This window comes from Streptomyces zinciresistens K42 (genome assembly GCF_000225525.1).
Lineage (GTDB): Bacteria > Actinomycetota > Actinomycetes > Streptomycetales > Streptomycetaceae > Streptomyces > Streptomyces zinciresistens.
In genome coordinates this window covers 17602-31637 of sequence record NZ_AGBF01000017.1, presented here as the reverse complement: position 1 = coordinate 31637, position 14036 = coordinate 17602, and the positions used below count along the sequence as shown (strand labels likewise).

15 protein-coding genes are annotated in these 14036 nt (G+C 72.4%); 14 read left to right on the top strand and 1 reads right to left on the bottom strand.

The genetic code is table 11. The annotated features are described in order from the left end of the window. Nucleotides 1–180 precede the first annotated feature (180 nt). From lepB to SZN_RS08495, 8 genes are all read left to right on the top strand, one after another. Entirely contained in the window at nt 181–960 is a 780-nt protein-coding gene (gene lepB / locus SZN_RS08530) for a signal peptidase I (protein ID WP_043729336.1), read from the top strand. Beyond that, a complete protein-coding gene (locus SZN_RS08525) occupies nt 950–1462 on the top strand; it encodes an NUDIX hydrolase (protein ID WP_043729333.1) in 513 nt (170 codons plus the stop codon). The genes lepB and SZN_RS08525 overlap by 11 nt, the downstream gene beginning before the upstream one ends. A gap of 56 nt (nt 1463–1518) precedes the next feature. Next, nucleotides 1519–1827, top strand: a complete 309-nt coding sequence (locus SZN_RS08520; protein ID WP_003965949.1) for a DUF2469 domain-containing protein — start codon at nt 1519–1521, stop codon at nt 1825–1827. Nucleotides 1828–1944: 117 nt separating this feature from the next. Beyond that, a complete protein-coding gene (locus SZN_RS08515; protein WP_007493329.1) occupies nt 1945–2373 on the top strand; it encodes a YraN family protein in 429 nt (142 codons plus the stop codon). Next, complete coding sequence (locus SZN_RS08510; RefSeq protein WP_007493328.1) at nt 2374–3999, top strand: YifB family Mg chelatase-like AAA ATPase; 1626 nt, start codon at nt 2374–2376, stop codon at nt 3997–3999. It begins immediately after the preceding gene. Next, nucleotides 3996–5156 carry a DNA-processing protein DprA gene (dprA, locus tag SZN_RS08505; RefSeq protein ID WP_007493327.1) on the top strand — a complete coding sequence of 387 codons (1161 nt, stop codon included), beginning with the start codon at nt 3996–3998 and terminating at the stop codon, nt 5154–5156. The genes SZN_RS08510 and dprA overlap by 4 nt, the downstream gene beginning before the upstream one ends. Before the next feature lie 300 nt (nt 5157–5456). Beyond that, complete coding sequence (gene whiG, locus SZN_RS08500; protein ID WP_007493326.1) at nt 5457–6302, top strand: RNA polymerase sigma factor WhiG; 846 nt, start codon at nt 5457–5459, stop codon at nt 6300–6302. A gap of 214 nt (nt 6303–6516) precedes the next feature. Then, a complete protein-coding gene (locus SZN_RS08495) occupies nt 6517–7074 on the top strand; it encodes a TetR/AcrR family transcriptional regulator (RefSeq protein WP_007493325.1) in 558 nt (185 codons plus the stop codon). 56 nt (nt 7075–7130) lie between these two features. Here SZN_RS08495 and SZN_RS08490 read toward each other — a convergent pair whose 3' ends face one another. Next, entirely contained in the window at nt 7131–7697 is a 567-nt protein-coding gene (locus SZN_RS08490; protein WP_007493323.1) for a murein hydrolase activator EnvC family protein, read from the bottom strand. Nucleotides 7698–8043: 346 nt separating this feature from the next. On the opposite strand from SZN_RS08490, the gene rpsB reads away from it, so the two are divergent. The 6 genes from rpsB (at nt 8044) to rlmN (ending at nt 14014) form a co-directional block, all read left to right on the top strand. Then, on the top strand, nt 8044–8952 hold the full coding sequence (gene rpsB / locus SZN_RS08485; protein ID WP_007493322.1) for a 30S ribosomal protein S2: 909 nt from the start codon (nt 8044–8046) through the stop codon (nt 8950–8952). A 144-nt stretch (nt 8953–9096) separates the two neighbouring features. Next, nucleotides 9097–9933 (top strand): translation elongation factor Ts, encoded by an 837-nt coding sequence (gene tsf / locus SZN_RS08480; protein ID WP_007493321.1) that lies wholly within the window; start codon nt 9097–9099, stop codon nt 9931–9933. Nucleotides 9934–10127: 194 nt separating this feature from the next. Next, a complete protein-coding gene (gene pyrH / locus SZN_RS08475; RefSeq protein WP_007493320.1) occupies nt 10128–10886 on the top strand; it encodes a UMP kinase in 759 nt (252 codons plus the stop codon). Between the two features lie 171 nt (nt 10887–11057). Continuing rightward, the gene (gene frr / locus SZN_RS08470; RefSeq protein ID WP_043729329.1) at nt 11058–11615 is read left to right on the top strand and encodes a ribosome recycling factor; all 558 of its coding nucleotides are present in this window, start codon (nt 11058–11060) and stop codon (nt 11613–11615) included. Further along, a complete protein-coding gene (locus tag SZN_RS08465; RefSeq protein WP_043729325.1) occupies nt 11615–12772 on the top strand; it encodes a phosphatidate cytidylyltransferase in 1158 nt (385 codons plus the stop codon). Before frr ends, SZN_RS08465 begins: the two co-directional genes overlap by 1 nt. A 135-nt stretch (nt 12773–12907) precedes the next feature. After that, nucleotides 12908–14014 (top strand): dual-specificity RNA methyltransferase RlmN, encoded by a 1107-nt coding sequence (gene rlmN, locus SZN_RS08460; RefSeq protein ID WP_007493317.1) that lies wholly within the window; start codon nt 12908–12910, stop codon nt 14012–14014. The last annotated feature ends 22 nt before the right edge of the window (nt 14015–14036 follow it).

Genomic DNA, 14036 nt, shown 5'->3' with positions numbered 1-14036 from the left:
TCCGGAGCGGCGAGGCGTCCGGCGTTTCGGCGAAGCGGCGCCTACCGCCGTGCGACGCCGGGTGGCCGCGGCCGGCCGTGAAGGGCGGGAAACGGCTGGGGAAAGCTTTGCCCGGAGGCCGGCCCCCGTGGCTGGTGAGGGGCTGCCCGCCGTCGGTACCGCCGGGTAGGGTGCGGACCCATGGGTGGCGAGAGCACGACACGTACGGCGCCGCGCGCGGGTGGCGCGAGCGGCGGAGCGGCGGGCGGCCGGACCGGGCAGCGGGTGTCCGGGCTGGTCATGGCGCTGGGCCTGGTGCTGTTCCTGGGCGGGTTCGCCTGGGCGGCCGTGCTCTACCGGCCGTACACCGTGCCCACCAGTTCGATGGCGCCGACGATCGGCGTGGGGGACCGGGTGCTGGCGCAGCGCGTCGGCGGCGAGGAGATCCGCCGCGGGGACGTCGTCGTCTTCACCGACAAGACCTGGGTGAGCAACGCGCCCGTGGTCAAGCGCGTGGTCGCCGTCGGGGGCGACACCGTCGCCTGCTGCACGGACGGCAGGCTGACCGTCGACGGCAAGCGGATCGACGAGCCGTACCTGGCCGAGGACAGCCTGTCCGGGATCAGGAACTTCCCCACGGTGACCGTGCCCAAGGGCCGGCTCTTCCTGCTGGGCGACGAGCGCAGCGGCTCCCTGGACTCCACCGCCCATCTCACCGACGCCGCCGGCGGCACGGTGGCCGCGAGCGCGGTCTCGGCGCGGGTGGACGCCGTGGTCTGGCCCATGAACGGCATGCTGGAGCGCCCCTCGGGCTTCGAGAAGCTGGGCCCGCTCTCGTCGCCGGGACCCCTGCGGACGGTGTTCGCGATGATCGTCGTGGGTGCCGTGCTGGTCCTGGGCGGCGGCGCCTGGGGCCCGGTCGCCAAGCGGCTCTCCGGCCGCTCCCGCGGCGCGGGCGCGGAGTCCGCGGGTGCCCGCTGACACCGTGGGCGCTCCTGGTCACGAGGTGCGCAAGGTGGCCCGGGTCGTCCTGCTCGACCCCGACGACCGCATCCTGCTCCTGCACGGCCACGAGCCGGAGGACCCGGCCGACGACTGGTGGTTCACGCCCGGCGGAGGACTGGAGGGCGACGAGACGCGAGAAGAGGCCGCCCTGCGGGAACTCGCGGAGGAGACCGGCATCACGGAGGTCGAACTCGGCCCGGTGCTGTGGCGGCGCAGATGCTCCTTCCCGTTCGCGGGACGCCGCTGGGACCAGGACGAGTGGTACTTCCTGGCCCGTACGACGCAGACGGCGACCAGGCCCGCGGCCCTCACCGAACTGGAGCGGCGCAGTGTCGCGGGAGCGCGCTGGTGGACGTGTCGGGAACTCGCCCGAGCACATGAGACGGTGTATCCGACCAGACTCGCCGAGCTGCTGCGCAGGCTGCTCGACGACGGTCCCCCCGGCCGGCCCGTGACCCTCGACACCGAAATCGTCTAGGTGCGGACGGGACTGGCGCACAATGGTGGGATCGCACGGCTGAAGGGGAACATGCCATGAGCGCCGAGGACCTCGAGAAGTACGAGACCGAGATGGAGCTCAAGCTCTATCGGGAGTACCGCGACGTCGTCGGTCTGTTCAAGTACGTGATCGAGACCGAGCGCCGCTTCTATCTCACCAACGACTACGAGATGCAGGTGCACTCGGTCCAGGGCGAGGTTTTCTTCGAGGTTTCCATGGCGGATGCCTGGGTGTGGGACATGTACCGGCCGGCGCGCTTCGTGAAGCAGGTGCGCGTGCTCACGTTCAAGGACGTGAACATCGAGGAGCTGAACAAGAGCGATCTGGAGCTGCCCGGCGGATGACCGCCGGAGCGGGATCACCCGTGAGGGTGAGGAAGTTTTCCACAGTCGCGGAGTTGTCCACCAAGATCCAACAGCTTGCGGCGAAGCCCGCAGTGTCGGCACCGAGGAGGTGCCGACATGAAGACCACCAAGGGCACGAACAACCGGGTCGGGGCGGCGGGCGGGACCGGGGGACCGGGCCGGGGGAGCGCCCGCGGCGCCCTCGGCCGGTACGGCGAGACACTGGCCGCCCGGCGGCTCGCCGAGGCCGGCCTGGCCGTCCTGGAGCGCAACTGGCGCTGCGGCAGGACCGGCGAGATCGACATCGTGGCGCGCGACGGCGACGTGCTGGTCGTCTGCGAGGTCAAGACCCGCCGCGCGGGCCCCTACGAGCATCCGATGGCCGCGCTGACCGCGGTGAAGGCGGCCCGGCTGCGGGGCCTCGCCGAGAGCTGGCTCCACGCGCACGGCGGCGCACCGCCCGGAGGCGTCCGCATCGACCTCGTCGGCGTGGTCCTGCCCCGGCGCGGCGCACCGGTCGTCGAGCATGTGCGGGGGGTGGCCTGAATGGGTTTCGCACGCACCTGCTCGGTGGCCCTCGTGGGCGTCGAGGGAGTCGTCGTCGAGGTCCAGGCCGACCTGGAGCCCGGAGTGGCGGCCTTCACACTGGTGGGGCTGCCGGACAAGAGCCTGACGGAGAGCCGGGACCGGGTCCGGGCCGCGGTGGTGAACTCGGGCGACGAGTGGCCGCAGAAGAAGCTGACCGTGGGCCTCAGCCCGGCGTCGGTGCCCAAGGCGGGAAGCGGTTTCGACCTGGCCGTCGCCTGCGCCGTCCTCGGTGCCGCCGAGCGCATCGACCCCCGGGTGCTCGCCGACATCGTGATGATCGGCGAGCTCGGCCTCGACGGACGGGTGCGCCCGGTCCGCGGCATCCTGCCCGCGGTCCTGGCCGCCGCCGACGCGGGCTACGAACAGGTGGTCGTCCCGGAGAGCGCGGCCGCCGAGGCGTCCCTGGTGCCCGGGGTGTCCGTGCTCGGTGTGCGCAGCCTGCGCCAGCTCATCGCCGTCCTCGCGGACGAACCGGTGCCCGAGGAGGAACCCGACGACCAGGGCCGCCCCGATCCCCTGCTCGCCGGCCTGCGGGTGCCCGGCACGGGAGCGGCCACGGGCATGCACGGCATGGGCGCCGTCGAGCCCGACCACGGCCACGACCTCGCCGACGTGGTGGGCCAGCGGCCCGCGCGCACCGCGGTGGAGGTCGCCGCCGCGGGCGGCCACCACCTGTTCCTGGAGGGCCCGCCCGGCGCCGGCAAGACGATGCTGGCCGAGCGGATGCCGGCCGTCCTCCCCCGGCTCGGCAGACTGGAGTCGCTGGAGGTCACGGCCGTGCACTCGGTTGCCGGTCTGCTGCCCCCGGGCAGGCCCCTGATCGACGTCGCCCCCTACTGCGCGCCGCACCACTCGGCCACGATGCAGGCGCTCGTCGGCGGCGGGCCCGGTGTCGCGCGCCCCGGAGCGGTGTCGCTGTCCCACCGGGGCGTGCTGTTCCTGGACGAGACGCCCGAGTTCAGCGGCCGGGCCCTCGACGCCCTGCGGCAGCCGCTGGAGGCCGGGCACGTCGTCATCGCGCGCAGCGCGGGCGTCGTCCGCTTCCCCGCCAAGTTCCTCATGGTCCTCGCGGCGAACCCCTGCCCCTGCGGCCGCTTCTCGCGGACCGACGACCTGTGCGAGTGCCCGCCCTCGGCCGTCCGCCGCTATCAGGCCCGGCTCTCGGGGCCCCTGCTCGACCGGGTCGACCTCCGCGTCCAGGTCGAGCGCGTCACACGTGCCCAGCTGACCGAGCGCGGAGCGCGGGGCGAGTCGACGGCCACCGTCGCCGACCGGGTGTGCGCGGCCCGCGAGCGGGCCGGGGCCCGCCTCGACGGCACCCCGTGGCGGACCAACAGCGAGATCCCCGGCCGTGAGCTGCGCAGCCGCTGGTACGCCGTGCCCGGCGCCATGGACGAGGCCGAGCGCAACCTCGAACGCGGCGTCCTCACCGCCCGGGGCCTGGACCGGGTGCTGCGGGTCGCCTGGACCGTCGCCGACCTCGCCGGACACGACCGGCCCGACGCGACGGACGTCGCGCTGGCCCTGCAACTGCGCACCGGGGTCCCGCGCGGCGTCCCCCTGGTCCTCGGGGCGCCGGCATGACGCCGGACCCGGAGCCCGGGGACGACCTGCTCGGGCGGGTCCTCCTCAGCCGGGTCGCCGAGCCCGGGGACGCGGTGGTCGGGCGGTGGCTGCGGGAGTTCGGGATCGACACCGTCGTGCGGCGGCTGCGGCGGGGCACCGAGACCCTGCCCGGGGTGGGTGCCAAGCGGTGGGAGGGGCTGCGGTCCCGGGCCGCGCTCGCCGATCCGGCCCGGGACCTCGCGACGGCCCGCGCGGCCGGGGTGCGCTTCCTGTGCCCGGGGGACGGCGAGTGGCCGGGCCAGCTCGACGACCTGGGGGACGCGCGCCCCGTGGGGCTGTGGGTGCGCGGGCCGGCCGATCTGCGGATGTGGGCCCTGCGGTCCGTCGCCCTGGTCGGCGCGCGGGCCTGCACCGAGTACGGCGCCCACATGGCCGCCACGGTGGCCTGCGGGCTCGCCGAGCGGGGCTGGGTCGTCGTCTCCGGCGGCGCCTACGGAGTCGACGGCGCCGCCCACCGAGGAGCGCTCGGCGCCGGCGGGGCCACCGTCGCCGTGCTCGCCTGCGGGGTCGACCGGCCCTACCCGCGCGGGCACACCCAGCTGATCAACAGGATCGCCGAGCAGGGACTGGTGATCGGAGAGCTGCCGCCGGGCGAGCACCCCACCCCCAGCAGATTCGTCGTCCGCAACCGCGTCATCGCGGCGCTCACCCGCGGCACCGTGGTCGTCGAGGCCGCCCATCGCAGCGGCTCCCTGGTCACCGCACGGGCCGCGCGGCGGCTCGGGCGCCACACCATGGGCGTCCCCGGCCCGGCCACCAGCGCCCTGTCGGCAGGCGTCCACGAACTGCTGCGCGGCGAGGCCGAACTCGTCACCGACGCCGCCGAGGTCGTCGAACTCGTCGGCGCCATGGGAGAGCTCGCGCCCGAGCGCCGCGGCCCCGTCCTGCCCCGCGACCTGCTCCGGCCGATGGCGCGCGACGTACTGGCCGCGCTGCCCGGGACGCGGGCGGCCCCGCCGGCCGAGATCGCCCGCGCGGCGCGGACCACCGAGGACGACGCGATCGCGAGACTGTACGAACTCCGCTCACTCGGCTGGGTCGAACGACACGGCGACGGCTGGAAGTTGACACGCCAGGCGATGATCTCCGCCCGGGCCTCGCCGAGCCCCGGTTGACCGAGGGGGTTCGGCCGTACGGGGGAACACGGATGTCCTTGTGAATTCCCCCAGTTGGGGTGTTCGGGTGATCACGTAGAGCGATCGCCATGACCCGGCGGAGCGTCCAGCGGAACGTATCTGCGTACGCCCTGCGGCCCACTCTTCGCGCACCGCGACACTTCAGTCACGCTACGCTCACGTGGATTCCGGCGCAGACCGGCACCTCGGCACAGGAAAAGCATCAGACGGCAGCGGAACGGCACCAGACCGACAGCTCTCCAGGCACCCGCTTCACGGCAGAACGGCACAAGGCGACGAATGCCCCAGCACACCTCCGGGTCCGACCGGGCGGCGGCGATCCCCCCGGCCGCACGTGACGGTGGCGGCGTGCGGCCGCCCGCTCCCTCGACACTCGACGAGCTGTGGCGGTCGTACAAGGCGACGGGGGACGAGCGGCTGCGCGAGCAGCTGATCCTGCACTACTCGCCGCTCGTCAAGTACGTGGCGGGCCGGGTGAGCGTCGGCCTGCCGGCCAACGTGGAGCAGGCGGACTTCGTCTCCTCCGGGGTGTTCGGGCTGATCGACGCGATCGAGAAGTTCGACGTCGACCGGGAGATCAAGTTCGAGACGTACGCGATCACCCGGATCCGGGGCGCGATGATCGACGAACTCAGGGCGCTGGACTGGATCCCGCGGTCCGTGCGGCAGAAGGCACGCAACGTGGAGCGCGCCTACGCCACCCTGGAGGCCCGGCTGCGGCGCACCCCGACGGAGGCCGAGGTGGCCGCCGAAATGGGGATCGCGGTGGACGAACTCCATGCGGTTTTCAGCCAGTTGTCGCTGGCCAACGTGGTGGCCCTGGAGGAGTTGCTGCACGTCGGCAGTGAGGGCGGCGACGGGCTCAGCGTCATGGACACGCTGGAGGACACCGCCGCGGACGACCCCGTGGAGGTCGCCGAGGGCCGGGAGCTGCGCCGGTTCCTGGCGCGGGCGATCAACACCCTCCCCGAGCGGGAGAAGACCGTGGTGACGCTGTACTACTACGAGGGCCTCACACTGGCCGAGATCGGCAACGTACTGGGCGTCACCGAGAGCCGGGTGAGCCAGATCCACACCAAGTCGGTGCTCCAGCTCCGGGCGAAACTGGCCGGGTTCGGGCGCTGACCCGCTGCCGTGGGCCGGCCGCATCCGGCCCGTCGCGACGCCCGGCACGCCCCCTCGCCGGCACGCCGGGAGCGCGCACCGGACGCCGCTCCCCGGCGGACGGACACCGCCCGCCGCGGCATCTGCGCGATCGCCGGCGAGTGCGCCGGGGCACTCCCGCCGGGGGTGGCGCGTCCGTAGAGTGGTCGACGTGCCAAGGATTCGAGCGGCCTCCGTGGCCGAGCACCGGTCGATGCAGCGAGCCGCCCTGCTGGACGCGGCGCGGTCCCTGTTGTCCGAGGGCGGGACGGAGGCGCTGACCTTCCCGGCGCTCGCCGAGCGCACGGGGCTGGCCCGGTCGTCCGTGTACGAGTACTTCCGGTCGCGTGCCGCCGTCGTCGAGGAGCTGTGCGAGGCCGACTTCCCGGTCTGGGCGGCCGAGGTCTCCGAGGCGATGCGCCGCGAGAGCAGCCCCGAGGGCCAGGTCGAGGCGTACGTGCGCCGCCAGCTCGCGCTGGTCGGGGACCGCAGGCACCGGGCCGTGGTCGCCATCTCCGCGAGCGAGCTGGACGCGGGGGCGCGCGAGAAGATCCGGGCCGCCCACGGCGGGCTGGTCGCGATGATCGTCGAGGCGCTGCGGGAGATGGGCCACGCGGAGCCCCGCCTCGCCGCGATGCTGCTCCAGGGCGTGGTGGACGCCGCCGTCCGCCGGATCGAACTGGGAGCGGCGGAGGAACCGGAGTCGATCACGGACGCCGCCGTCGCGATGGCGCTCAGGGGCGTCACGGGCTGACGGGAGCGGGGCGTGCCGCCGAGGTGGGCGGCGCCCGGCCCCGGCGGCGGCCGGAGTCATCCGGGCGGCAGCGGGACATCCAGGACCGGGAGCAGTCTTGACGGGCCCCGGCGCAGCAGCCAGGGCGGCAGGAGCGACAGCGGGTCCCGGTAGGTCTCGCCGTCGCGCAGACCCCAGTGCAGGCACCCGCCCGCGCAGTGGGAACCGCCGCTCTCGACGGCGCCGATCACCTCGCCCGCCCGGACCCGGTCGCCCCGTGCGACGGACGCCCGTACCGGTTCGTACGTCGTGCGCAGCGGGGGCGAGCCCGTGCCCGCGAGCTCGACCGACACCACCCCCCGGCCCGCCACCCGGCCCGCGAAGGACACCCGGCCCGGTGCCACCGCCCGCACCGCCGTCCCGGCCGGTGCGGCCAGGTCCGCGCCGCGGTGGCCGCGGCCGTAGGCGGTCGCCGGGGGCTGCCAGCCGCGCAGCACCGCCGGGCGCGGCTCCACCGGCCATGTCCGGCCGACCGCCGGCACCAGGGGGTCCGGCGCCGGAGCGGACGGGGCGCCCCAGGCCGCCGGCCCCAGCGGCGGGGGCGGCGCCAGGAGCACCGCCGCCGTCAGGAGCAGCAGCACCACCAGCCGTACGACGGCCCTCGCCGCACTCCCCGCCCTCGCGGTCCGTGCCGTACACGTCCATCGGTTCACTCGCATGCGAGAACCGTCCCGCACCGGCGCCGACGGCGGCCCGAGCCTGTGGACAACCTCCCGGTTGTGGACAGCGGCGTCACCCTCCGCCTCCCGGGTCCCGTACACTTCTTCTGGCGATCCGGGTCACCGGGTCGACTTCGCACGCCCCGACACGTCCACCGGAGACGGTCCGTGTCAGCGCCCCTCGGTCCTTCGCGGCACGGCGCACGCGGGCGTCAGGCGCGGGTGCCGTCCGGTTCCCGCGGCACAACCGAGAAAATCAAGGAGAACGGCCATGGCCGTCGTCACGATGCGGGAGCTGCTGGAGAGCGGCGTCCACTTCGGTCACCAGACCCGTCGCTGGAACCCGAAGATGAAGCGCTTCATCTTCACCGAGCGCAACGGCATCTACATCATCGACCTGCTCCAGTCGCTGTCGTACATCGACCGCGCCTACGAGTTCGTCAAGGAGACCGTCGCCCACGGCGGCACGGTCATGTTCGTCGGCACGAAGAAGCAGGCGCAGGAGGCCATCGCCGAGCAGGCCACCCGCGTCGGCATGCCCTACGTCAACCAGCGCTGGCTGGGCGGCATGCTCACCAACTTCTCCACCGTCTACAAGCGTCTGCAGCGCCTCAAGGAGCTTGAGCAGATCGACTTCGAGGACGTCGCCGCGTCGGGTCTGACCAAGAAGGAGCTTCTCGTGCTCTCGCGCGAGAAGGCCAAGCTGGAGAAGACGCTCGGCGGTATCCGCGAGATGTCCAAGGTGCCCAGCGCCGTCTGGATCGTGGACACCAAGAAGGAGCACATCGCGGTCGGTGAGGCCCGGAAGCTCAACATCCCGGTCGTCGCGATCCTCGACACCAACTGCGACCCCGACGAGGTCGACTACAAGATCCCGGGCAACGACGACGCGATCCGCTCCGTCACCCTGCTCACCCGCGTGATCGCCGACGCCGTCGCCGAGGGCCTCATCTCCCGTTCCGGCGTGGCGACGGAGGGCAAGGGCGAGAAGGCCGCCGGCGAGCCGCTCGCCGAGTGGGAGCGCGACCTGCTCGAGGGTGAGAAGAAGGCCGACGAGACCCCGGCCGCCGCCGAGGTCACCGAGGCCCCCGCCACGGAGGCCCCCGCCGAGGCCGCCGAGGCCGAGGCCACGGAGGCGCCCGCCACGGAGGCCCCGGCCGCCGAGGGCGAGCAGGCCTGACACCGTCGGTGCTGACGGCGGGAGCGGCAGCGCTCCCGCCGTCCACCCGTAGGTCGACGGACGCCCGGCGGCTCCCGCCTCCACGGGGGCCGCTGACCCCGCAGATCTTCGATCTTCCAGACTTCGAGAAAGATTCACAGACTCATGGCGAACTACACCGCCGCTGACGTCAAGAAGCTCCGCGAGCTCACCGGCGCCGGCATGATGGACTGCAAGAAGGCGCTGGACGAGGCCGACGGCAACGTCGACAAGGCCGTCGAGGCGCTCCGTATCAAGGGCCAGAAGGGCGTCGCCAAGCGCGAGGGCCGCTCCGCCGAGAACGGCGCCGTGGTCTCGATCATCGCCGACGACAACGCCTCGGGTGTCCTGGTCGAGCTGAAGTGCGAGACGGACTTCGTCGCCAAGGGCGAGAAGTTCCAGGCCGTGGCCAACGCCATCGCCGAGCACGTCGCCGCGACCTCCCCGGCCGACCTGGAGGCCCTGCTCGCCTCCGAGATCGAGGCCGGCAAGACCGTCCAGGCGTTCGTGGACGAGGCCAACGCCAACCTCGGCGAGAAGATCGTCCTCGACCGCTTCGCGCAGTACACCGACGGCTTCGTGGCCGCGTACATGCACCGCACGATGCCCGACCTGCCCCCGCAGATCGGTGTCCTCGTCGAGCTGGACAAGCCGAACGCCGAGATCGCCAAGGGCGTCGCCCAGCACATCGCCGCCTTCGCGCCGAAGTACCTCTCCAAGGAGGACGTGCCGGCCGAGGTCGTCGAGTCCGAGCGCCGCGTCGCCGAGGAGACCACCCGCGCCGAGGGCAAGCCCGAGGCCGCCCTGCCGAAGATCGTCGAGGGTCGCCTCAACGGCTTCTTCAAGGACGCCACGCTGCTCGGTCAGCCGTACGCGCTCGACAACAAGAAGTCCGTCCAGAAGGTCCTGGACGAGGCCGGTGTCACCCTGAAGCGCTTCACGCGCATCAAGGTCGGCATCTGAGTCCGTACCGCGAGCGGCGCGCGACCCCGATAAGGTCGAACGCAGTCGTTGGCGTACGCCGTCTCCCCGCACGCGCGGGCGACGGACGACAGCAGATCTGACAAGGAGGCCATTGCCGCGCATGGGATGCGAAACACGCCCGGCCGGCAGTGGCCTTCTTCGTATGTGCACCACGTAACAGAGGCGGGATCGCGATGACCACCAAGGCCCAGAAGAGCGACGACGGCACAGTACGCGGCCGGTTTCTGCTGAAGCTGTCCGGAGAGGCGTTCTCCGGTGGCGGCGGCCTCGGCGTCGACCCGGACGTGGTGCACAAGATCGCCCGTGAGATCGCGGCCGTCGTGCGCGACGGCGCCGAGATCGCGGTCGTCATCGGCGGCGGCAACTTCTTCCGCGGCGCCGAACTCCAGCAGCGCGGCATGGACCGGGCGCGCTCCGACTACATGGGCATGCTCGGCACCGTGATGAACTGCCTCGCCCTCCAGGACTTCCTGGAGAAGGAGGGCATCGACAGCCGGGTGCAGACCGCCATCACCATGGGCCAGGTCGCCGAGCCGTACATCCCGCTGCGCGCCGTGCGCCACCTGGAGAAGGGCCGCGTGGTCATCTTCGGCGCCGGCATGGGCATGCCGTACTTCTCCACCGACACCACCGCCGCGCAGCGCGCCCTGGAGATCGACGCCCAGGCGCTGCTGATGGGCAAGAACGGCGTCGACGGGGTCTACGACTCCGACCCCAAGACCAACCCGGACGCCGTCAAGTTCGACTCCCTCGGCTACGGCGAGGTCATCACGCGCGACCTCAAGGTCGCCGACGCCACGGCGATCACCCTGTGCCGCGACAACAAGCTCCCGATCCTGGTCTTCGAACTGCTGGCGGAGGGCAATATCGCCCGTGCCGTCAAGGGTGAGAAGATCGGCTCGCTTGTGGGTGACCAGGGCGGTCGGGGCTGACGCTCCGACGGCGAAACCCGTCCGGGGTGCGGACGGGGCGGCCCCTGACCGGGGGATGGACAATGTCCTGCCGGTCGGGAACCGTGCAGGAAGAAGACGCGACGCAGCCGGCCGCCGCCCCCCACCCAGGAACCGCAGCCGGGCCTCACTCAAGACACGCAGGAGCAAGTGGTGATCGAAGAGACCCTCCTCGAAGCCGAGGAGAAGATGGAGAAGGCCGTCGTGGTCGCCAAGGAGGACTTCGCCGCGATCCGCACCGGCCGTGCGCACCCGGCGATGTTCAACAAGATCGTGGCCGACTACTACGGCGCGCCGACGCCGATCAACCAACTGGCCTCGTTCTCCGTGCCGGAGCCGCGCATGGCGGTCGTGACGCCGTTCGACAAGAGCGCGCTGCGCAACATCGAGCAGGCGATCCGCGACTCCGACCTCGGCGTCAACCCGAGCAACGACGGCAATATCATCCGGGTGGTGTTCCCCGAGCTGACCGAGGAGCGCCGCCGCGACTACATCAAGGTCGCCAAGGGCAAGGCCGAGGACGCGCGCGTGTCCATCCGGTCCGTCCGCCGCAAGGCCAAGGACACCATCGACAAGCTGATCAAGGACGGCGAGATCGGTGAGGACGAGGGCCGCCGTGCGGAGAAGGAACTCGACGACACCACGCACAAGTACGTCGCACAGGTGGACGAGCTCCTGAAGCACAAGGAAGCGGAGCTGCTCGAGGTCTGATGAACGACTCTTCCTGGGGGGCGCCGTCAGGGACCGGGCAGACCGGGTACTGGGGGCGCGCCGAGCATGGACCTGTCCAGGGGGCTGCCCCGGCGGGTCCCACGTACGATGCGCCTGAGGCGCAGCACACTCGCCCCATGCCCATCGTGCCCGACGGACCCGCGTACGGCGGAGACCAGGATGACCACCGGGGGGCCGCTCGGCTGAGCGGCCCCTTGTTCCGCGAACAGCCGCCGCAGGCGCGGCCGTACGACACGCCGCAGGCGCGGCCCCACCGGGCGGCGCCGCAGAATCCGGAGCCCATGCCCGACGCGCCGCAGCCGGCGCCCCAGCCGCAGAAGAAGAGCGCGGGGCGGGACCTGAGCGCCGCCATAGGGGTCGCTTTCGGGCTCGGTGTGGTCATCATCGCGTCGCTGTTCGTCGTCAAGGCCGTGTTCGTCGGGGTCGTCGCGGTCGCGGTCGTGGTCGGGGTGTGGGAGCTCGCCCGCCGACTGAGGGAACGCAAGGGCATCAACGTGCCGGTCGTCCCGCTCGCCGTCGGCGGCGCGGCGATGGTCGTCGCCGGGTACGTCCGGGGCGCCGAGGGCGCCTGGGTGGCGATGGCGCTCACCGCGCTGGCGGTGCTGGGCTGGCGGATGACCGAGCCGCCCGAGGGCTATCTCAAGGACGTGACCGCGGGCATCTTCGCCGCGTTCTACGTGCCGTTCCTGGCGACCTTCGTCGCGATGATGCTGGCGGCCGAGGACGGGGCGTGGCGCGTCCTGACGTTCCTGGTCCTGACCGTCGTCAGCGACACCGGCGCGTACGCCGTCGGCTGGCGCTTCGGGCGCACCAAGCTGGCGCCGCGCATCAGCCCCGGCAAGACCCGCGAGGGGATGCTGGGCGGGATCGGCTTCGCGATGGCCTGCGGCGCGCTGTGCATGCAGTTCCTGATCGACCACGGCACCTGGTGGCAGGGCCTGATCCTGGGCCTGGCGGTCGCGGTCAGTGCCACGCTGGGTGACCTGGGCGAGTCGATGATCAAGCGGGACCTCGGCATCAAGGACATGGGGACGCTCCTGCCGGGCCACGGCGGGATCATGGACCGGCTCGACTCCCTGCTGCCGACGGCGCCCGTGGTGTGGCTGCTGCTGGTGCTGTTCGTGGGGCAGGGCTGACCGTCCGGCACGACCGTGTGGGGAGCCCCCGTTCCACGGAACGGGGGCTCCCGCGCGTCACGCGCACACCGGTCCGCCCGGCCCGCCGGCGGGCGCGCCGGGCCACTCCCGTGGATCTGCGACACTGGGGGGGTTATGCCTGCACCCGGAGAACTCACTTTCGTCGCCCCCCGCGGAGCCAAGAAGCCGCCGCGGCATCTCGCCGACCTCACGCCCGGTGAGCGCAAGGACGCCGTCGCCGCGATCGGCGAGAAGCCGTTTCGCGCCAAGCAGCTCTCGCAGCACTACTTCGCGCGGTACACGCACGACCCCGAGCAGTGGACCGACATCCCCGCCGGGGCGCGCGAGAAGCTGCGCGACGAGCTGTTTCCCCAGCTCATGACCGTCGTACGGCATCTGTCGACCGACGAGGGCACCACGCGCAAGACGCTGTGGCGGCTCTTCGACGGGACGCTCGTCGAGTCGGTGCTGATGCGGTACCCGGACCGGGTCACCATGTGCATCAGCTCGCAGGCCGGCTGCGGGATGAACTGCCCGTTCTGCGCGACCGGGCAGGCGGGACTCGACCGGAACCTGTCCACCGCCGAGATCGTGCACCAGATCGTCGACGGGATGCGGGCCCTGCGCGACGGCGAGGTGCCCGGCGGCCCGGCGCGGCTGTCCAACATCGTCTTCATGGGGATGGGGGAGCCGCTCGCCAACTACAACCGGGTCGTCGGCTCCGTCCGCCGGCTCACCGACCCCGAACCCGACGGGCTCGGGCTGTCGCAGCGCGGCATCACCGTCTCCACCGTCGGGCTCGTGCCCGCCATCCACCGGTTCGCCGACGAGGGCTTCAAGTGCCGTCTCGCGATCTCGCTGCACGCCCCCGACGACGAGCTGCGCGACACCCTCGTCCCCGTGAACACGCGGTGGAAGGTGCGCGAGGTCCTCGACGCCGGGTTCGGGTACGCCGCGAAGTCCGGGCGCCGGCTCTCCATCGAGTACGCGCTGATCAGGGACATCAACGACCAGGCGTGGCGGGGCGACCGGCTCGGGCGGCTGCTCAAGGGCAAGCCCGTGCATGTCAACCTCATCCCGCTGAACCCGACACCGGGGTCCAAGTGGACGGCCTCCCGGCCCGAGGACGAGAAGGCGTTCGTCGAGGCGATCGCCGCGCATGGTGTACCGGTGACGGTTCGGGACACCCGGGGTCAGGAGATCGACGGGGCCTGCGGTCAGCTCGCGGCCACCGAGCGGTAGCCTGAGCCCGTACACCCGTACG

Excerpts from the sequence above, each read along its gene's own strand:
- dprA (WP_007493327.1), top strand. The coding sequence starts at position 3,996 with ATGACGCCGGACCCGGAGCCCGGGGACGACCTGCTCGGGCGGGTCCTC.
- whiG (WP_007493326.1), top strand. The coding sequence starts at position 5,457 with ATGCCCCAGCACACCTCCGGGTCCGACCGGGCGGCGGCGATCCCCCCG.
- pyrH (WP_007493320.1), top strand. The coding sequence starts at position 10,128 with ATGACCACCAAGGCCCAGAAGAGCGACGACGGCACAGTACGCGGCCGG.
- rpsB (WP_007493322.1), top strand. The coding sequence starts at position 8,044 with ATGGCCGTCGTCACGATGCGGGAGCTGCTGGAGAGCGGCGTCCACTTC.
- tsf (WP_007493321.1), top strand. The coding sequence starts at position 9,097 with ATGGCGAACTACACCGCCGCTGACGTCAAGAAGCTCCGCGAGCTCACC.
- SZN_RS08465 (WP_043729325.1), top strand. The coding sequence starts at position 11,615 with ATGAACGACTCTTCCTGGGGGGCGCCGTCAGGGACCGGGCAGACCGGG.
- lepB (WP_043729336.1), top strand. The coding sequence starts at position 181 with ATGGGTGGCGAGAGCACGACACGTACGGCGCCGCGCGCGGGTGGCGCG.
- rlmN (WP_007493317.1), top strand. The coding sequence starts at position 12,908 with ATGCCTGCACCCGGAGAACTCACTTTCGTCGCCCCCCGCGGAGCCAAG.
- SZN_RS08515 (WP_007493329.1), top strand. The coding sequence starts at position 1,945 with ATGAAGACCACCAAGGGCACGAACAACCGGGTCGGGGCGGCGGGCGGG.
- SZN_RS08520 (WP_003965949.1), top strand. The coding sequence starts at position 1,519 with ATGAGCGCCGAGGACCTCGAGAAGTACGAGACCGAGATGGAGCTCAAG.
- SZN_RS08510 (WP_007493328.1), top strand. The coding sequence starts at position 2,374 with ATGGGTTTCGCACGCACCTGCTCGGTGGCCCTCGTGGGCGTCGAGGGA.